Source organism: Borreliella garinii, assembly GCF_001922545.1.
In the GTDB taxonomy this organism is placed as follows: Bacteria; Spirochaetota; Spirochaetia; order Borreliales; family Borreliaceae; genus Borreliella; species Borreliella garinii.
Genome location: NZ_CP018744.1, coordinates 135138 through 155090 on the forward strand (window position 1 = coordinate 135138; position 19953 = coordinate 155090).

Below are 19953 nucleotides of genomic sequence, written 5' to 3' on the forward strand. Positions count from 1 at the left end.
TCATGAAAATAATAATTATTGGGGGCACATCAGCAGGAACTAGTGCCGCTGCTAAAGCAAAACGCTTAAACAAAAAGCTAGATATTACTATCTATGAAAAAACAAATATTGTGTCCTTTGGAACTTGTGGCCTACCTTACTTTATAGGGGGATTTTTTGATAATCCAAATGAAATGATCTCAAGAACACCAGAAGAATTCGAAAAAACTGGAATCTCTGTTAAAACTAACCACGAAGTTATCAAAGTAAATGTAAAAAACAATACAATTGTAATAAAAAATCAAATAACAGGAAGCATTTTTAACAATACCTACGACAAACTCATGATAGCAACTGGTGCAAAACCTATTATTCCGGCAATCAATAATATCAATCTTAAAAATTTTTATACTCTGAGAAATTTAGAAGACGGTCAAAAAATAAAAAATTTAATGGATAAAGAAGAGATTAAAAATATAGTGATAATTGGCGCTGGATACATTGGAATTGAAATGATAGAAGCAGCAAAAAATAAAAGAAAAAATGTAAGATTAATTCAACTAGACAAACACATACTAATAGATTCCTTTGACGAAGAAATAGTTAAAATAATGGAAGAAGAACTAATACAAAAAGGAGTTAATCTTCATACAAGTGAGTTTGTAAAAAGTTTAATAGGAGAAAAAAAAGTAGAAGGAGTAGTAACAAACAAAAATACTTATCAAGCTGACATTGTTATACTTGCTACTGGAATAAAGCCTGCTACTGAGTTTTTAGAAAATCAGCTTAAAACCAGTACAAATGGAGCAATAATTGTAAATGCGTATGGCGAAACTAGCATAAAAAATATTTTTTCTGCAGGAGATTGTGCAACTATTTATAATATAGTAAGCAAAAAAAATGAATATATACCTCTGGCAACAACAGCTAACAAACTTGGAAGAATAGTCGGTGAAAATTTAGCTGGGAATCATGTTCCATTTAAAGGTACATTGGGCTCAGCTTCAATTAAGATACTATCTTTAGAAGCTGCAAGAACAGGGCTTACAGAAAAAGATGCAAAAAAGCTTCAAATAAAATATAAAACGATTTTTGTAAAAGATAAAAATCATACAAATTATTATCCTGGCCAAGAAGATCTTTATATTAAATTAATTTATGAGGAGAATACTAAAATAATCCTTGGAGCACAAGCAATAGGAAAAAATGGAGCCGTAATAAGAATTCATGCTTTATCAATTGCAATCTATTCAAAACTTACAACAAAAGAATTAGGAATGATGGACTTCTCATATTCTCCACCATTCTCAAGAACCTGGGATATATTAAATATTGCTGGAAATGCTGCTAAATAGAAAGAATTTAATTAATTTAATTCTTCATGCTAATCGGTTGTCCTGTGCTTGAAAGAACATCTCTCCAAAAAGAACCATTGGGATTAACCTTATTTCTGTCAATTACTGCCATCTTAATCGGTATGTGCACAAACTTTGTACTCCACAAACTAATCAACATTTTTGTCTTACCAGACATTGCAGCATGTACAGCATTTGAACCAAGCCTAGCACAATAAAGTGAATCACTAGCATTAGCAGGCGAACTTCTAATAATATAGCTAGGATCAATGTATTTAAGAGTAAATTGTATATTTTTTGCTTTAAAATATTCTGTAATTTTATCTTTAATATAAAGCCCAATATCCTCATAAAGCAAATTCCCAGAATCGTCTTTTTTGCGAGAAAACTGATTAAAATACTTTTGCCCTGCTCCTTCTGCTATCAATATTACTGCATGAGGAATTTCTTCTAAGCTCTCTTTCTCTAAAAGTCGTCTTTCAAGATGAACAAGAAATCCATTAGGACCTTCTATGTCAAAATCAAGCTCTGGAATTAAACAAAAATTAACATCATTAGAAGAAAGCGCAGTATGAGCAGCAATAAACCCAGAATCCCGCCCCATAACTTTAACAAGTCCAATACCATTATAAGCACTATTAGCTTCAAAATGAGCACCAGCAACAGCTGCAACCGCTTGTTCTACAGCAGTCTCAAATCCAAAAGATTTTTGAACAAACATAAAATCATTGTCTACAGTTTTAGGAATGCCTACAACCGCTATTTTTAAATTTCTTTTTTCTATCTCCTCAGCAATAAGAAGAGATCCCTTTTGAGTACCATCTCCACCAATATTAAAAATCATATTAATGTTCATTCTCTCTAAAGTGTCAACTATTTCAACAGGTTTAATACCACCCCTTGAAGAGCCAAGAATAGTGCCTCCAAATTTATTAATATCATCAACAACATCTGGATTAAGATTAATAAAAGGTGAATTTGACTCGGGAAGAAGGCCTTGATATCCAAATTTTACCCCATAAATATTACGAACCCCATAAATTTTCCATAAAGTTCGCACAATAGAACGAATAACATCGTTAAAGCCAGGACAAAGTCCACCGCAAGTAGTAATAGCAGCTTTAACGTGCCTGGGAACAAAATAAATTTTTTCTCTAGGTCCAGCTTTTTCTAAAAGAATATCTTCATACTTATCTCCCTCGTCCTCATTCCTATATACACTAAACTTAATTTTATTTTTTTCATTAACAAAATGTGAAGAGCCCTCACCAGCATAAAAATCAATCAAAGGATTGTTTTGCTTGCATTCTCCTAAACTATCTATTTTAAAATCTAAATTTTCATTTTTAATTCTATACACTAAATACTCCTTTATAAAATTATAACCCAATTATTTTCTAATAAATTGACTTTGATCTTTAATCATATCGTATATGTCGTCGTAAATATAAGGAGACCCTTCAACAGGAGATTTAATTAAATTGCCAGCTATGAATTCAAAATATTTATTCAGCTTTGAATTCTTCTCAAAATCAATAAATGGCACTCTATTATTAATAGCCTCTCTAAAACTTTTTGCAAAAGGTACAAAGCCTATAAACTCTATTGGTATATTAATATTATTCTTAACAACATTAATCAAATTTTCACACATAGCAATCTCTTCACTAGTTTCTATTCTATTCAGCACTACTCTAGGATAAAAATTATTCATCATCTTCTTGACTTTCAAAGAAGAACTCAAAGAAATAAGCTCAATCCCAACAACCAAATCTTTAAATCCAAGCTTTGTCCCTTCAATCTTATCTTTAAAAAAATTGCCAATATAATCGCGCTCAGGACTTTTCTGTGGAAATCCTAAATACAAAAGACGATAAAGAGCATTCTTTAAAAAAGAATAAGCATTAAGTATAGAAGGGGTTTCTGGTACTGTAACAATTACACCACTATAAGATGCTAAATAAAAATCTATTGTATTATAAGAAGTTCCAGATCCTAAATCTAAAAAAATAAAATCAGCAATAAGATCTTTTTGAATAGATTCTATAATCTTTTTCTTAGCAGAAAAAGGAAGATTAGCCGTTCCTGTATAAAGAGCATCACCTGGAATAAGGTAAAGTTTATCATAAGATGTTTTGCATACCAAATCCGAAAAACTTTTATCCTTTTTATTAATAAAAGAACCAATACCCACGCCCTTATTTTTAACACCTAAACATGTATGTAGATTAGAACCTCCAAGATCAAGGTCAACAAGTATTACGGTTTTACCTAAACTAGAAAGCTTATAGCCAATATTTGCAACAAAAGATGTTTTTCCCACACCACCTTTGCCACTTGCTACAGGAATAATTTTAGTCATTCTTGAATCCTAATTATCCTTACGATCTTTTTGAAAAATTTTCATAAAATTAAAAATACCTAAAAATCTCGATTTCTTTTCAACATCTTTATTTAAATTTTCATCCTCTTTAGAAACCGAAATTAAATCTTTAATTAAATCTTTATTATTTGTAAAATTTTCAATACTATCTGGTTTCCCACAAATTACAATCTTATCATCCTTTAAAAAAAAATAATCGCCATCAACAAATTCATATCTAGAATTACTTAAATTTCTAACAGCAATAACTGTAATTCCACACTCTCTTCTAAGATCAGCTTCAAAAAGGGTTTTTCCAACATATTCTCTAGGAATAACAGTTTCAGCAACAATAATATCATACCCAATAATATTATAAGTTGAAAGATTAGGAGATACTAATAATGGAGTTAATCTTCTTGCAGCATCTTTACTTGGAAATATAATTTTTGTTGCGCCAAGAGTTTTTAATATTTCAGCATCATCCCTATTTTCTGTCTTAACACATATTTCCTTCAAACCCAAAAGATTACAATAGTGAGTTACAAGAGCACTTTTACCAAGATCATCATCAAAGTCAATCACAACAGCGTCTGTATCTACAGGAATTATTCTTTTCAAAGCATTTTTAGTAAATTGTTCAACAACAAAGCTTTCTGTAGATATCACATCATATTCTTCAATAAGCTCTTTAGATGTATCTATAATAATAATTTGACAATCAAGTCTGCTTAAATCCTCAAGCAAGTGAATTCCTAAATTACTAAGTCCAATAATAACAAATGTTTTCATATGCTTCAACCAACCAAAATATCTTGCCTTGGCCTTGTAAATTCTTCAAAACGCGACTTTCTTGAAACAAAAACAGCCATTGAAAAAAGTCCTATTCGTCCTGAAAACATAGTAAAGATTATAATAACTTTACCCCAAAATGACAAATCCTGAGTTACTCCAACCGAAAGACCAACTGTTCCAAAAGCAGAAAACACCTCATAACCTAAATCAATAACTTTCCAATTGCCAGATCCTCCTTCAAAAAAAAGAAGCATAAAAAAGGAAAAACTTACAATAAAAATAGCTCTTGCAAAGAATAAAAGTGCGAATCTTATACTATCTATTGAAACCTTGTAAGACCCAATAATATATCCATTGCCGTCTTGATTTTTAACAACAGCTAATACAATTAAAAAAAATGTTGTAATCTTAATTCCTCCTGCAGTTGATCCGGGCGCCCCACCAATAAACATGAATGGCAGAGAAACTATTTGGGTTCTTCCACTTATTAAAGAATTATCAAGATAATTAAAACCAGCTGTTCTAGTACTAATCGAATAAAAAATTGAATTAAATATTAGAGTACCTATTGAATAACCATCTTTTAATTTATGCATCTCTGTAAAAAAGAATAAAATTGCACCAATCATAATTAAAAAGAAACTTAAAGAAAAAACTATTTTAGCATGAAGTGATAGTTTTTTTTTATTTTTAATAGTATTATTTACATCCCTATAGACCATAAACCCAAGCCCACCACAAATTATTAAAATAGAAACCACAACTATAGCTTCAGGAACATCTCGCCATGCATAAATACTCTCAGAATGCATGGAAAAACCTGCATTGCAAAAAGCAGAAATTGTAGTAAACAAAGCTTCTAAAAATGAAATACTAACTCCCCTAAGTTTAAAACAAATAAGTATTAATATTAAACCTATCATTTCAATTGAAAAGGTGATAAACAGTATGCCTTTTAAAATTCTAATAGGATTATATTCTATATTTGAAAGAGAATACTGCTTTATTATTCTTGCATCTGTTAAATTCATTTTCTTTTTAGGTATAAGCAAATAAAAAGTAGTAATACTTATAAATCCCAATCCCCCAAGCTGGATTAGTAACATTATCAAAATAAATCCAAAAGTAGAAAAACTTTCTATTTTAACTGTTATAAGACCTGTAATGCTTACAGCAGAAACAGCAGTAAAAAGCGCATCAATGTATGCTAATTTGCCATCACCTCCCCAAGAAATAGGCAACATTAATAAAAGAGAGCCTATAAGCATAATTAAAACAAAATAACTAAAAAGTAAAAACCTGTCGCTAAATTCAAATCTCAACATATCATACAAAAAGTTGTTTAAATTATTAAAAATCCATTTTATATAGCATAATATTTTAACATTGAAATATTATCATAATTACATTATTTTTAATATATGTTCGAAATAGAATCAAAAGCATTTATTCCCCAAAAAGAGTTAAAAAGAATTATTAAGTTAGCAAATAAAAAATTCAAGTTTATTAAAGAAGAAATAAAAACTGATATCTATTACTCAAACCTAAAAAAAATTATAAGAATAAGAAAATTAAATACTCTAGAAAAAATTGTCACATTTAAAAAAAAAATATTAGATAACAACAATGCTATAGAAATTAATAAAGAGGTAGAATTCAAAATAGATAATATTAATAATTTTTTAATCCTTATTAAAGAGCTTGAATTTAAAAAGCTATACAAAAAGATAAAAAAAAGTCTAGTTTATCAAACTAATAATTTAAATGTAGAGATAAACGAAATAAAAAATCTTGGATTTTTTTTAGAAATAGAAAAAATAATTAATAATCAAAATGACATAGATTTAGCAAAAAAAGAAATTCATAACATAATTAATCAATTTGGATTAAAAAAAAACCTTGAAACTAGATCTTATTTTGAATTACTTTCATTGACAAATCAAAGTAAAAAATAATTCATTGGAATTAGAGCTTAAAGTAGAGACTACAAGACCTTGATTCCCATAAATTCCAATCTGGGGACTAGCAACATTATTCTTAAAATGCTCCAACTTATTTAAAAAATACCAATTTTTATTCTTAAGATAAATTAATCTCACATTATTATTGTCTTCAAAAGCTAAAAACAAATTATTTTTATAAAACCCAACATCAATGCTTGAACCTTCCATTTCAACATTAGGGCTTATATTAACCCACCTGTTGCTTTTTAAAGGACAAATGCTTACAATAGGCCTATTTTCAGAAAGAAAACTCATAATTATTTGATTAAAATTAGAATCAAAAAAACCTTTAATAAAATTAGCCATATAAACAGAAGAAATATTTGCATTTACCCAAGCATTTTCATTGTTTACAATAAATTCAGATTTAATCTCATTATTTGACTTATAATTATAAAAAATACCCAAAAAAGGTTCAGATATTAGTCCAATGTTTGATGAATCAACATTAGAATCACCTTTGCTTAAATAAGAATGTATTACATCGGTCCAAATACTTCCGTAGCCCATATTTGAGATTAAATTTATTTTATATTCACCTCCAATTTCTCTTAAATACGCCAAATAAAGCCTATCTTTTAAATCAATGCTAATATTCAATAAAGATCCAAAATTTTCTATGTAACCAGGACTAATATCAATCCACTTCCTACTATTAAATTTTTTAACTATAAGCTCACTAGCAAAATCAGAACCTGATTTAGTAACAAAAGCAATATATAAATTTCCTTTTGAATTAATTGAAAAATCAAAATTAACTATATTAATAATATTTCCATTAACAGATGAATCAAGATTAAACCAACCAACATTCTCAATAAACTCAGCAACTTTAATGTCGTCGCTATTTTCTAACTGATAAGCAATATAAATATTGCTTTTATAAATCCTTAATACATACTTTTTAAGCTTGGCAGTTAAATTTAAAACGGGCAAATCTTTTAAAGTAAAAAATAAATCTTCTTTTTCAATCTTAGATGTTTTAGCTTTAAGGGAATCGCTATTCAAAATTGAAAAATCTAAATCTGTGAGCGAAAACTTTATGTTTTCATTTTTAGTACCAACATATATTATTGCATAAAGAGAATTTTCATCTAACCTTATTTTAAAATCTCTTCTTTTTATTTTATCAGTTATATACTTTTTATTAGAAATATCATAAATTTTAAAAACAAAATCGGAATTTGAACTCTTATCTAAAGTTAAAATATAATTAGAAGATTTACTGACTTTTAAATAAACACTCCCTTTCCCATTTCTACTTAAAATACTTATCGGACTAATTTCTGTTAATATTTGATTTTGATTTACTTGAGCTTGAATAGAAGAAAGCTTTGTAAATAAAAATAGCAAAATTAATGTCTTATTTATTTTCATATTTTTTTACATTCAAGAATATTAACACATAATCCAAAAATGATAAAATTGCAAAAAAAGCAGCACAAACATACGCTGCGTGAACAATAAATAAAAATTTAAATTCAAAATTTAAAATGTAGCTAATAAAATTTTGCATCGGTTCTATAAAGTTTAGTTGATTTAAAGTATAAAACAAAAGGCTTGCAAAAGTACAAACAGCATAAAGAATTGACTTTAATTTTCCCAAGAAATTAGCTTGTTGAACTATATTAAACTGAATAATTAAATTTCTAACAAAACCAATAGAAATTTCACGATAAATAAATATTAAAAAAAAATAATAAGGGGTTATGCCTTTGTAGAAGAAAAAAACAAAATATGTTAAATGTTGCAAAACATCTGCATAAGGATCTAAAATTTTACCCACATTGCTAACAAGACCATATTTTCTTGCAAGATGTCCATCAATAAAGTCAGTAAATTCATTAAAAATGATTAAAAACCAAATAATCCCAAAAAACAAATATGGAAAAAATATATTTTCCAAAAAAAATAAAATTAATATAATAAAGGAAAGTATAATCCTAGCTAATGTGATTTTATTAGGAGTAATAACCTTGATTAAATTATTCAATTTATCAAATCTCCTTATCTCTTACTTTTAATAAAATAAGTTTAAGAGCTTCATCAAGTTCAATTCCATTTATTTGCTCATTTGTTCTTGTTCTAATAGATATTTTTTCTTCTATTGCTTCTCTCTCGCCAATTATAAACATATAAGGTATTTTTTTAGCCTGATATTCTCTAATTTTAGCATTCATTCTTGAGGAACTATTATCAAGTTTTATTCTAATTCCCGCATTTTTAAATTTATTTAAAACCTTAATAGTATAATCTTCTACAGTATTGTTAACAGGAATGATTACTGCTTGAACAGGAGACAACCACAAAGGAAATGCTCCACCATAGTGCTCTACAAGAATTCCAAAAAATCTTTCAATAGATCCTAACAGGGCTCGATGAATCATAAATGGTCTTTTTTCTTTACCATCCTCAGCAGTATAAGTCATATTAAATCTCTCAGGAAGATTAAAATCAAATTGAATCGTACTCATCTGCCACTCTCTCTCAAGCGAATCAACTATCTTGAGATCAATCTTAGGTCCATAAAAAGCACCTCCCCCTTTATCAATTTCATAAGGAACTTCAAAATTACTTAAGGCCTCTTCAAGAACCTTTAAAGACATTTCCCAATCATAATCATTCCCAACAGACTTGTCAGGCTTTGTAGAAAGATATGCCTTTAAGCTGCTAAAGCCAAATTTACTCCACATATAAATAGCAAACCTAAGAACTTCTTTAATCTCATCTACAACTTGAGAATGAGTACATATAATGTGAGCATCATCCTGAGTAAAACCTCTGGCCCTCATAATACCATGCAAAGCACCTATCTTTTCATAACGATATACAGTACCAAGTTCAGCCCATCTAAATGGCAAATCTCTATAAGAATGCTTGCCTGTATTGTAAATTGCAATATGAAAAGGACAATTCATAGGTTTAAGATAATAATCACTTTTATCCATTTCTATTTTTTCAAACATGCTGTCCTTATAAAAGTCTAAATGGCCAGAAGTTTGCCAAAGCCAAGATTTGCCAACATGAGGAGTAAAAAGAATATCATATCCATTTTTAGAGTGCTCTTCTCTCCAAAAATCCTCTATTAAAGCTCTTATTTTGGCTCCATTTGGATGAAAGAAAATAAGTCCTGGTCCAATCTCTTCATGAATAGAAAATAAATCAAGCTCTTTCCCAAGCTTTCTATGGTCTCTTTTTTTTATTTCCTCTCTTAAATTAAGATAAGATCTTAGCTCTTTTTCATTATTCCATAAGGTTCCATAAATTCTGGTAAGCATTGTATTTTTTTCATTGCCTCGCCAATAAGCCCCAGCAATACCAGTAAGCTTAAATGCCTTTGGATCAATTTTATTCATATTATCAACATGAGGACCCCTACAAAGATCAATAAAATTATGACTCTTGTAAATAGAAATTTCATTTTGTAAATCAAAATTTTTAATCAAATCGATCTTATAAGGCTCATCTTTAAAAATTTCAAGAGCCTGTTCTAAGCTTATTATCTCTTTTTCAAAAGAACTCCCAGTCTTTAAAATCTCTCTCATTCTATTTTCTATATCCAAAAGAGAATCTTCTGTAATTTGCTTTTTAAATTCAAAATCATAATAAAAACCATCTTTAATAGGGGGTCCTATTGCAATTTTCGTATTTGGAAATAAATCGCATACAGCTTCTGCCATAACATGGGCTATTGAATGTCTCTTTTTGTAAAGAATATCTTCTTTATATAAATCTTTACTCACAGCAACACCTTTAATCTTTCGATTTTTATTAAAAAATTAAAACTCACATTCATCACTTTTACGCAAAAACACATACCTTAAATATTAATAATTACTAAATTAAAATATACAAAAAAATTTTCTAAAAAAATAGAGATAAGAAAACAAAAAAATGAAAAATAAATTCTCAATCCATAGCAACTATTGATTCAATATTAAAATAAAAAGACATCGCTAAAAAAAATGTAATAGTAGAAGAACCCCCATAAGATAGAAAAGGGAAAGGAATCCCAGTAATAGGAAGAACTCCTAAAGACATTCCAACATTAAAAGAAGTATGAAAAAACAAAAGTCCTAAAATTCCAGATATTACTAAAGCCATATATCTGTCTTGACTTTTATTCATTATTATCAAAAATTTGAAAAAAAGAAAAAAAAATAATATTAAAATCGTACTAACACCTAAAAACCCAAACTCTTCAGCAAGAATAGAAAAAATAAAATCCGTGCTCTGAGACGGCACATAATTAGCATGGGTATAAGGCCCTTTTAAAAATCCTTTACCAAAAAGACCTCCAGAACCGATTGCTATCTTAACTTGATTCAAATTCCAACCAGCGCCCTTAGCATCAATAGCAGGGTCCAAGAATACTAAAAACCGTTTAATCTGATAAGTCTTCATTAACTTTGAAAGGACTTTTGAAAGCACTATTGAAACCAATAAAATAGAACTTGCAAAAAATACATAAAAGTAAATTATTTTAATACTCAAACCATATTTAGCAATAAAAAATCCTAAAACAGAAATCAAAAGTATTAAAAGCAATACCCCTATTATTACTCTAAAATAAAAAGGATTTGAGAAAATAAGATAAAACACATTACCCATATTTACCTTATATTCATACCAAACGGGCAGAATTGCAAAAATAAAAGAAAAAAATCCTATCAACGTAAATGCTAAAACATAATGTAAATCTATTCCTGCAAAAAAAGAAATAAATATAAAAATGGTTAAATACACTATAGCTGTACCAAAATCAGGCTGCAATAATATAAGAATCACTGATGGAAAAATTAATAAAAATGCAGCAATAAAGATAAAAAATTCATTATAACCTTTTTTTTCAGTATAAAATTTTGAAAGGGTTAAAATAATAATAACTTTACCAAATTCAGAAGGTTGTCCTCCAAGTTTCCATATACCAATCCAAGACCTTGCTCCGTTTACCGTCATTCCAAAAAGTGCAGTACAAATTAAAGCTAAGATTAATAAAAAATATAAAGGATATACCATGCTATAAACAAATTTTAAATCATATTTACCCACTATAAAAATTAGAAAAAATCCAATAATTACCCAAAATATTTGCTTTATATATTCATTCTTAGTTAAAGATCCACTAATATTATAATCGCTAGAATAAATTAACAATATACCAACAAAAGAAACTATAAGTAGGCTTATCAAAGCTAAATAATCATAATTTTTTCTAAAAACCATTAATCTACCTAATATACCATGGCCTATAACCTTTAAGAATATCTTCATAGCTTTGATTTGCAAAAATACCTTGCATTATTAAATCTGTAGATTTTGCAGGCCACCAATCCACATTGCTCTTTGCCTCAACTAAACTAAAAACAATAATTTGATTATCAGCTGAACCGTTATAAGGAGCAAGTCCAATAAAAGAACTATTTTCAAAACCATCTATACCGGTTTGACCAGTACCTGTTTTGCCTCCAACCTCAACAGCTTTCGTAAGAACTGCATATCTTGCTGTACCATAAGTTATAACACTTCTCATATATTTTTTTAGAAGCTTAAATGTGTTCTTACTAATAAGGTTTGTCTTTCTTAGTATTTCTGGTTTATTTTCAAGAAGAACTTCATTACCACCGCCTTTTAAAATTTTATTTACAATTCTAGGCTTATATATAACACCTTCGTTTGCAATCATAGCAACCATATTGACAATCTGAATAGGAGTAGCATTTAAAAATCCTTGACCTATTGAAAAATTAACAGTATCTCCTCCTACCCAAGACTGATTAAAAGTTTTTTCTTTCCACTCAGGACTAGGAAGAAGACCAGATACTTCGTTGGGCAAATCAATTCCCGTTTTTTCTCCAAACCCGAATTCTTTTGCATATTTTCTAATTCTATCAACCCCAAGATACTTAAGTCCAAGTGTATAAAAATAAACATTAGAAGAATGTGCAATTGCCTCTTCTAAATTAACATACCCATGACCGCCCGGCTTCCAACAATGAAAAATTCTATTTCCAACTTTAAAATGTCCAGGGCAATAAATTTTACGATCTTTATCTATAACTTTCTCTTCAAGAATAGCAGCAGCAACAACTAATTTAAAAATAGACGCTGGTGGATAAACAGATTGAATCGCTTTATTTAAAAAAGAATAATCTTCTTTATTATATTTATTGTAAACATCTCTCATAGAATAATAAGGATAATTATGAAGAGCAAGAACAGCGCCTGTTGATGGTTTTAATACCACAATAGCACCATACCTTTTACCTAAAGCATTCTTAGCAAGATCTTGAATATCTTTATTAATATTAAGTACAACATCATTACCCGGCACCATATTCCTTATAATAGTGCCGTCGTCTATTCTTCTCTCCTTGGAATCTACTTTGTATTTAATTAATCCCTCTTGTCCTCTAATATAATTATCATAAACTTGTTCAATACCCAACTTTCCAATTGTAGAAGTATTATCATATCCACTAATATTATAAAAAGTTCTAAGTTCTCTTTGATTTATTTGTCCAACATAACCTATTGAATGCGAATATGAATCGTCTACTAAATAGTTACGCTTAAAAGAATAGGTCCATAAAAGAGCAGGATAATAAAACTTTTTTTCAGAAATTTTAAACAACATCTTTGGAGTAAGTTCAACTATTTCAACATCTTTTAGATATCCACCAGGCTCTTGAAGTTTAGATAAAATGATTGATTTATCAATATCTAGAGTGCTTGATAAAAAGTCTATCATCTCAATTCTAGTAGCAACAGGCATATTATAATACTGTTGCAAGCTTATCTTTAAGATAAACATAGTTAAATTATTTGCCAAAACATTAGAATTAGAATCTAAGATCTCACCCCTTGAGGCATTGATTTTTTCCAATCTTGATAAAAAAACATTAGCTTCTCTATCGTAAAATAAGTGCTTACCAATTTGCATTTGAAATAAAATCGCTAAATAAAGCAACATAATTGCTATTAAAAACAATATGGCAAACTTGTATCTAAAATTTGTTATAACACCCACTAATAATCCTCTTTAAAAGAATAAAAACTTCTAGTAAAATAATTTTGAATTGGATATAAAAAGTTGATAAACATTATATTTACAACAAGGTCAAGATTAAAAATTGAATAATTAAAAGATTTTAAATCTATGAAATCATAAAATATGATAGCCAAAAACCATAATATAACTTTTGCAAAGACAAAAAATATTGTCATACTAAGCATATTTTTAGGCATTAATAACTTTATTTTATTGTTAAAATAAAATATTAGTGTATACCCAAAAACAAAAAATCCAAGTGGTAATCCTGTAAAATAATCCATAAGAAGACCATATAAAATACTAGATAATAATCCCACATTAAAAATAAAATTCAAAGAATTAAAAACTAAAAAAATTAAAAAAATATCTATTGAAAAATAAAAATAAGTTGCAAAATAATGTTGAAAAATTTTACCTAAAAATGCACTAGAAATAAAATATGTAAAAAATGCTACCATTATTCACTAATCTCTTTATTGTTTTTAACAAGAAAAACATACTCAAGTTTGTCTAAAACTATTGCCGGTTCTACTTCTATTTTTAAAAGAGAATTGTAATCAAGAATATGAAAATTGGTAATCTTTCCAATATAAATACCAACTGGATATTCACTAAACCCAGCAGTAACAATAGGATCACCTATTTTCAAATCTTTTTCAGCAAGTCTATTAACATAATTCATTTCAAGTTTTTTACCATAACCATTTCCTTCAATAAGGCCTATAAACCTACTGCTTTGAATCCTTGCCGAAACAAAATTTTCATAATTAGTTAAAGGCAAAATTTTAGCAGTATTAGAATAAACTTTTACAACTTTACCTACAAGTCCACTAAATCCATCTTGATATGCAACTGCTATCATATCCTTTTCTATCCCATCATTGAATCCTTTATTAATAGCCATTAAAGTCGATATATTTGAATAATTTAGATATATAATCTCTGCTGAAATAAAATCGCTAGAACTTGACGAATAAAAATTTAATTGCTCTTTAAGGCGAATATTCTCTTGCCTTAATGACTGTATATTTTGAGTTACTATTTCAAGCTGTTGTATCCTTTTTTTATAAAATTCTATCTTGTCCTTATAATTTTTGTATTCATTTACAGTTTTAAAAACATTGGAAATAAAACTCAAAGCCCCATGCATTCTACTTTGAATATAAGAATTAAAAGTAAAAAACAAAAAATTATCAGGCCTTCTCCTTTGAACACTGCTTGAATCATAAATCATAAAAACAAGAGCAACTATCAATACCAAAAGCACTTTGATAAAATTCTTGAATTTGACAAGAAAATTCATAACTTATTCATTGATAAAACTGTAAATATTCTTACTGATATCTATTCTGTTAGCATAATCATAAAATAATCCCGCACCAACAGCTACAGAGAGAAGCGGATTGTCTGCAACATAAACAGGAACTCCGGTCTCTTTTGAAAGAAGCCTATTTAAACCCTTAAGAAGAGCTCCTCCTCCTGTTAAAATGATGCCACGTTCAACAATGTCTGTAGCAAGCTCTGGAGGCGTTGCACCAAGAGTGCGCTTAACTTCATCCACAACAACATTAATGGGTTCTTGTAAAGATTCCCTTACTTCCATAGAATCAACAAGTTGCTTTCTAGGAAGGCCGGTTACAGCATCTGTGCCCTTAATATCTATTTTTTCTACCCTCAGATTTTGAATATCGGGATATACATTTCCTATCTTAATTTTTAATTTTTCTGCTGTCTGTTGACCAATTATAATATTATGAGAATTCCTCATATACTTTATTATGCTCTCATCAAATTCGTCACCACCAGTTCTAATCGCTCTACTTACAACCATACCACCAAGAGAAATAACCGATATTTCTGTAGTTCCACCTCCAATGTCACACACCATATGCCCTGTAGGTTCAAAAATAGGAATATCAGATCCAATAGCAGCTGCAAGAGACTCTTCTATTACCTTAACTTCTCTTGCACCAGCATTCATTGCACTTTCTTTTACAGCTCTTCGCTCAACCTCTGTAATGCAAGTTGGGACACCTATTACCATTCTTGGCTTGAAAAACAATTTTTTACGCGAAAAAATTTGATTAATGAAATATTTAATCATCTTCTCCGTATTCTCAATATCAGCAATAACTCCATCTCTAAGTGGACGCACAGCTTTAATATTTTCTGGAGTTTTCCAAAGCATTTTTTTAGCATTTCGGCCAACCGCAACAACTTTATTACCTTTGGTAATATCTATTGCAACAACAGAAGGCTCACTCATAACCACACCATAATCTTTAATATAAACCAACGTATTACATGTACCAAGATCAATACCAATATCTATTAAAAAAGACTTAAACAAATTCAAATCAACCTCCCTAAAAGTCTTCCAAAGTAATTCCAAGCCTCTCTCTTGCTGATTCTAAATAAGGATTTAGATTGAGAGCTTCTCTCCAGTATTTTCTAGCTTTAGGATAATCTTTATCTTTCTTTCTATATATATCTCCTATTTTAACATAAACGCTAGAATTTGAACTATTAATTTCTAGAACTTTATTATAGTAATTAAAAGCATTGTCAAAGTCACCCTTATCTAATAGAATGTCTCCATAAAGCAAATATACCTTTTGAATTAAATTTTCATCAGTTTTCTCACCCTTTGACAATTTTTCTTGCTCTTCTTCTATTATTTTTTTTATATACTCGATACTTTTATTTATATCATTCAGCTTATAATTAACATAAGCCAAGCTCCAAAGCACTAAATCAGATTTATTTTCATTATAAGCTTTTTCAAAAAACTTTAAACTAGACTTGTAATCTCTTAAAAGCTGATAAGAATACCCCAAATATTCAAAAATATCCTCTTTAATGTTCATGAAATTAAAATTATCAACACTTAAAGCCTTCTTCAAAAATTTTACAGCAAGTTCACTATAAAACTCTCCTTTATGAGAATATGCCTTTCCTAATATATAATACAAAGGGCCTATAGAGACTCCATTATTTATAGAAATCAAAAATCTTAATCTTTCTATGGATTTATCTAAAAATTCTCCTTTTAAATATCCTTCATTTACTATTAAAGAATAATAAAAGTATGAAAATCCTAAAAGCAAATTTAAATTAAAATCAAATCTATGATTTTTAATATCATTTTCAGCATAATCTATTATTTCTTTATATTCTTTTTTATCCCACAGTAAAAGCAAATCAACCTCTGTTGGCCCGGCTTTTAAATAAGTATTAGAAAAAGATTTAAAATATGACAAAATATAATAAATTAAAAAAATAAAAATGAAAATCATAAATGAATAAAAAATATATCTTAAATATCTTATTTCCATTTAAAACTCTCTTTTAGACTTATGAAATTAAGCTGACACCCATAAGCCGAGTTCTGTACTATGCCATCATCTCTCTTGTTTTTTTATCGCTAAAAAAATCATGCGATCTACCCGTAAGCATGCCCTCAAGAACAAAGGAAGCTTACATACTTGATCTTGCTCCTAATGAGGTTTATCTTGCCTTTATTTATTACTAAATAAGCGGTGAGCTCTTACCTCACCTTTTCACCCTTACCTTTTATGGCGGTAATTTTCTGCGACACTTTCTTAGGTTTAAAACCCCTAGGCATTACCTAGCATTATGTTCTTATTGGAGCTCGGACTTTCCTCTTAAACTTTAATTATTATAAAACCAAGCGATGGCTGACTGTCAGCTTAAATAAAAAATATCAAATTAATAAATTTTATTCAACAAGATCTGCCAAACTACCAGGAATTATTTCATCACTTATTCGAATTTTATCCTGATAATAGAGTATTCTACTACAATAAGGACAAAATTTAATATCGTTGGGCTCACGTCTTACTTTATTTGCAAATTCAACAGGAAGTATCATATGACAACCTTTACAAACATTATTAATCAAAGGCACAACTCCATTTGACTTATTTCTTATTATTCTTTGAAATTTAAATAAAAAATCTTCATTCATCTTAGAAGCACAATTTAGCTCTTCACTCTCTATTTCTAAAAGCTTATTTTTAATTTCTAAAAGCTCTAACTCTAAACTATTACTTTCAGCTCTAAAACATTCTTCTTCTTTACTGTGCCTCTCGTTGAGATCTAATATTTCCTTTTCCACTTTAGTTTTAAGCCCATTAACATGTGTCATCTTTTTCCTAATTGTAACTTCATCGTCAATAATAACTTGCAGTTCTTTTTCAAGAGCTTCATATTCTCTTTGCGTTTTAATGCTATCAATTTTTTCTTCTGCCTTGCTCTTTCTTGAATTAATATCTTGAATATCTAACTTTAAAGCAGAGTCTTCTTTTTGATATTCCTTAAACTTTTCTTGCAAATCAATAAGAGCTTTCGATAATTCTTCAATCTGAATTTTTTTCATCTCTAAATACCTAGGAATACTTTTTCGCCTTTCCTCAAGCTCAAACTTAGATTTATATATAATTTCAAGTTTCTTTAATGTATCAATATTATTCTCCATTAATCCTCCATGTTCAATTTAAATCTTCAAGATAATCTTTTAATTTTTGAGTTTTTTTGGGATTTTTAAGTCGCCTTAATGCCTTAGATTCAATTTGCCTAATTCTTTCTCTTGTAACATTAAAATGAAGTCCAACCTCTTCAAGAGTTAAAGAATAACCATCTTCAAGTCCAAATCTCATTTTTACAACTTCTTGTTCTCTTTCGGGAAGAGTCCCAAGAATTGATCTTATTTGATCTTGCAAAACCACAAAGGATGTATGATTTGCAGGATTTTTTATTGCCTTATCCTCAATAAAATCGCTAAGAACAGAATCTTCTTCTTCTCCAATTGGCGTTTCAAGAGAAACAGGCTCCCTTGAAACACTTTTTACGGTTTTAACCTTTTTAAGCTCCCATCCAAGTCTGTCTGAGAGCTCTTCATCTGTAGGATCTTTTCCCAAAACTTGAACTAAATATCTAGTTTCTCTATTAAGCCTATTTATTTGTTCAATCATATGTACAGGAACTCTAATTGTACGAGCTTGATCAGAAATAGATCTTGTTATCGCCTGTCTAATCCACCAGGTAGCATAAGTTGAAAACTTAAAACCTCTCTTATATTCAAACTTTTCAACAGCTTTAATTAATCCAATATTGCCTTCTTGAACAAGATCAAAAAAATGAAGACCTCTATTTGCATATTTTTTAGCAATGCTTACAACAAGCCTTAAATTAGCCTTAATTAACTGATCTTTAGCATGCTGCATCATTTGTTTTCCTTTAGCAATTTCTTCTGACATGCTTATTATTTTATCCATTGGATATTCATAATACATTTCAATTCTCTCAAGTTCTTTCTGAGCAAGTTGAGCCTCTGTAATCTGCTCTTTGATAGCATCTTCTTTAAGTTTAAGAGATTTTTCTATCTCTATTCTTTTTTCAGCAATAGTTAAATCTCTTCCAAGTACCCTTAAGTCTCTTATTTTTTCAATTTTCAACCTGCTTAAAATTATTCTTTGCTGTCTTTGCAAATCCTTTATTTTGTTAGCAGAGTCAATATAATCATCTGAAAAAATCCTTAGTTCATCTTGATATAAAGGAACATTTCTTAAAAGCTCTTTTAGGGCCAATCTTTCACTTTTTAAATTCTTTTCAAAAATATCCCCCCCAAGCTCATATACCCTATGCTTACTATCTACATAACTTATTAAACGATCTTGAATTGGTTTTAAAGGAACTTTGTAAAAAGAGGCAATTCTTTTTTTTTTATTATAATAATCGGGATTACTCTCTTTATCCTTATCTTTTTCTCTTTTAAAAAACTCTTCCCTTTCCATTCTTGAATAAATAGTATTAATAAGATTATAATAATTTTCTATAACAAGTCCCTCATTCTTAAGAATATTCTCAATTATACTCTCCCCAGAATCCATTTGCTTTGCAAGTTCAACTTCTTGATTTCCTGTTAATAAAAACTCTTTTCCTATTTCCTTTAAATAAAGCTTTATTGGATCTTCTGAGTGACTATCTTTTAAGGCATTACTTTTAATATACCCTGAACCTAAATCATCCTTTATAGAAATATCTTCTTCATCACAATCATCCAGCTTCCCATTAATATCAATATCTTCCTCACTTTGAAAACCATCATCTAAAATCATAAAATTTCTATCAGATTCAATCTCTGACTCTTCCTCTTCATCATTTCCATCTTCGGTGCCGACCAGATCCAATTCTGAAATTTTATTAACCAATATTATTCCCCTATCCTCAAGTATCGAACAAATAAAATCAAGTATCTCTGGCTCTAATATATCATCGGGAAGTAAATTTGATAATTCACTAAAACTAAGAGATTTCCTATCTCCCAAATGAGCAACAATACCCTCTATAAGCTTCGAATATTTCTTTTCCAAATCGGACAAA

General features: G+C 28.9%; 17 protein-coding genes and 1 other RNA gene. 2 read left to right on the forward strand and 16 right to left on the reverse strand.

The window, feature by feature from the left end; all coding sequences use genetic code 11:
- Positions 1-2: 2 nt before the first annotated feature.
- Positions 3-1334, forward strand: a complete 1332-nt coding sequence (locus BLA33_RS00590) for a CoA-disulfide reductase (RefSeq protein ID WP_029346457.1) — start codon at positions 3-5, stop codon at positions 1332-1334.
- A gap of 16 nt (positions 1335-1350) precedes the next feature.
- Here BLA33_RS00590 and BLA33_RS00595 read toward each other — a convergent pair whose 3' ends face one another.
- The 4 genes from BLA33_RS00595 to BLA33_RS00610 are packed head-to-tail and all read right to left on the reverse strand — an operon-like array spanning position 1351 to position 5816.
- The gene (locus BLA33_RS00595) at positions 1351-2694 is read right to left on the reverse strand and encodes an ATP-dependent 6-phosphofructokinase (RefSeq protein ID WP_004791205.1); all 1344 of its coding nucleotides are present in this window, start codon (positions 2692-2694) and stop codon (positions 1351-1353) included.
- Positions 2695-2724: 30 nt separating this feature from the next.
- Positions 2725-3696 (reverse strand): MinD/ParA family protein, encoded by a 972-nt coding sequence (locus BLA33_RS00600; RefSeq protein ID WP_004793263.1) that lies wholly within the window; start codon positions 3694-3696, stop codon positions 2725-2727.
- A 9-nt stretch (positions 3697-3705) separates the two neighbouring features.
- Complete coding sequence (locus BLA33_RS00605; RefSeq protein WP_004790991.1) at positions 3706-4488, reverse strand: potassium channel family protein; 783 nt, start codon at positions 4486-4488, stop codon at positions 3706-3708.
- Between the two features lie 5 nt (positions 4489-4493).
- A complete protein-coding gene (locus tag BLA33_RS00610) occupies positions 4494-5816 on the reverse strand; it encodes a TrkH family potassium uptake protein (protein ID WP_004790826.1) in 1323 nt (440 codons plus the stop codon).
- 96 nt (positions 5817-5912) lie between these two features.
- Here BLA33_RS00610 and cyaB point away from each other — a divergent pair, with 96 nt between their 5' ends.
- Entirely contained in the window at positions 5913-6446 is a 534-nt protein-coding gene (gene cyaB / locus BLA33_RS00615; protein ID WP_029346456.1) for a class IV adenylate cyclase, read from the forward strand.
- On the opposite strand, the gene BLA33_RS00620 is transcribed toward cyaB, so the two are convergent.
- From BLA33_RS00620 to rpoD, 12 genes are all read right to left on the reverse strand, one after another.
- Complete coding sequence (locus tag BLA33_RS00620; RefSeq protein WP_032989094.1) at positions 6420-7871, reverse strand: hypothetical protein; 1452 nt, start codon at positions 7869-7871, stop codon at positions 6420-6422. The two genes, cyaB and BLA33_RS00620, sit on opposite strands and share 27 nt — an antisense overlap.
- Positions 7858-8487, reverse strand: a complete 630-nt coding sequence (gene pgsA, locus BLA33_RS00625; protein ID WP_075226316.1) for a CDP-diacylglycerol--glycerol-3-phosphate 3-phosphatidyltransferase — start codon at positions 8485-8487, stop codon at positions 7858-7860. Before pgsA ends, BLA33_RS00620 begins: the two co-directional genes overlap by 14 nt.
- Before the next feature lie 4 nt (positions 8488-8491).
- Positions 8492-10237 (reverse strand): threonine--tRNA ligase, encoded by a 1746-nt coding sequence (gene thrS / locus BLA33_RS00630; RefSeq protein WP_029346454.1) that lies wholly within the window; start codon positions 10235-10237, stop codon positions 8492-8494.
- A 166-nt stretch (positions 10238-10403) separates the two neighbouring features.
- The gene (gene rodA / locus BLA33_RS00635; protein WP_075226317.1) at positions 10404-11720 is read right to left on the reverse strand and encodes a rod shape-determining protein RodA; all 1317 of its coding nucleotides are present in this window, start codon (positions 11718-11720) and stop codon (positions 10404-10406) included.
- 4 nt (positions 11721-11724) lie between these two features.
- Positions 11725-13524, reverse strand: coding sequence for a penicillin-binding protein 2 (mrdA, locus tag BLA33_RS00640; RefSeq protein WP_029346453.1), 1800 nt, complete (start codon positions 13522-13524; stop codon positions 11725-11727).
- Positions 13524-14006: a hypothetical protein gene (locus tag BLA33_RS00645; protein WP_004793258.1), complete on the reverse strand. Its 483-nt coding sequence runs from the start codon at positions 14004-14006 to the stop codon at positions 13524-13526. Before BLA33_RS00645 ends, mrdA begins: the two co-directional genes overlap by 1 nt.
- Positions 14006-14851 (reverse strand): rod shape-determining protein MreC, encoded by an 846-nt coding sequence (mreC, locus tag BLA33_RS00650; protein WP_029346452.1) that lies wholly within the window; start codon positions 14849-14851, stop codon positions 14006-14008. The genes BLA33_RS00645 and mreC overlap by 1 nt, the downstream gene beginning before the upstream one ends.
- Before the next feature lie 3 nt (positions 14852-14854).
- Positions 14855-15904 (reverse strand): rod shape-determining protein, encoded by a 1050-nt coding sequence (locus BLA33_RS00655; protein ID WP_002557301.1) that lies wholly within the window; start codon positions 15902-15904, stop codon positions 14855-14857.
- A 10-nt stretch (positions 15905-15914) separates the two neighbouring features.
- Positions 15915-16883, reverse strand: a complete 969-nt coding sequence (locus BLA33_RS00660; RefSeq protein WP_029346451.1) for a tetratricopeptide repeat protein — start codon at positions 16881-16883, stop codon at positions 15915-15917.
- Between the two features lie 24 nt (positions 16884-16907).
- Positions 16908-17261: RNase P RNA component class A (gene rnpB, locus BLA33_RS00665), an RNA gene on the reverse strand.
- Positions 17262-17287: 26 nt separating this feature from the next.
- The gene (locus BLA33_RS00670; RefSeq protein WP_004791365.1) at positions 17288-18046 is read right to left on the reverse strand and encodes a zinc ribbon domain-containing protein; all 759 of its coding nucleotides are present in this window, start codon (positions 18044-18046) and stop codon (positions 17288-17290) included.
- 13 nt (positions 18047-18059) lie between these two features.
- Positions 18060-19952, reverse strand: coding sequence for an RNA polymerase sigma factor RpoD (gene rpoD / locus BLA33_RS00675; protein ID WP_075226318.1), 1893 nt, complete (start codon positions 19950-19952; stop codon positions 18060-18062).
- Between the last annotated feature and the right edge of the window lies 1 nt (position 19953).

What these genes read in the sequence shown, in the direction of transcription:
- BLA33_RS00590 (WP_029346457.1), top strand. Translation starts at nt 3, where the DNA reads ATGAAAATAATAATTATTGGGGGCACATCAGCAGGAACTAGTGCCGCT.
- BLA33_RS00600 (WP_004793263.1), bottom strand. Translation starts at nt 3,696, where the DNA reads ATGACTAAAATTATTCCTGTAGCAAGTGGCAAAGGTGGTGTGGGAAAA.
- BLA33_RS00605 (WP_004790991.1), bottom strand. Translation starts at nt 4,488, where the DNA reads ATGAAAACATTTGTTATTATTGGACTTAGTAATTTAGGAATTCACTTG.
- BLA33_RS00610 (WP_004790826.1), bottom strand. Translation starts at nt 5,816, where the DNA reads ATGTTGAGATTTGAATTTAGCGACAGGTTTTTACTTTTTAGTTATTTT.
- cyaB (WP_029346456.1), top strand. Translation starts at nt 5,913, where the DNA reads ATGTTCGAAATAGAATCAAAAGCATTTATTCCCCAAAAAGAGTTAAAA.
- BLA33_RS00620 (WP_032989094.1), bottom strand. Translation starts at nt 7,871, where the DNA reads ATGAAAATAAATAAGACATTAATTTTGCTATTTTTATTTACAAAGCTT.
- rodA (WP_075226317.1), bottom strand. Translation starts at nt 11,720, where the DNA reads ATGGTTTTTAGAAAAAATTATGATTATTTAGCTTTGATAAGCCTACTT.
- BLA33_RS00645 (WP_004793258.1), bottom strand. Translation starts at nt 14,006, where the DNA reads ATGGTAGCATTTTTTACATATTTTATTTCTAGTGCATTTTTAGGTAAA.
- mreC (WP_029346452.1), bottom strand. Translation starts at nt 14,851, where the DNA reads ATGAATTTTCTTGTCAAATTCAAGAATTTTATCAAAGTGCTTTTGGTA.
- BLA33_RS00660 (WP_029346451.1), bottom strand. Translation starts at nt 16,883, where the DNA reads ATGGAAATAAGATATTTAAGATATATTTTTTATTCATTTATGATTTTC.
- BLA33_RS00670 (WP_004791365.1), bottom strand. Translation starts at nt 18,046, where the DNA reads ATGGAGAATAATATTGATACATTAAAGAAACTTGAAATTATATATAAA.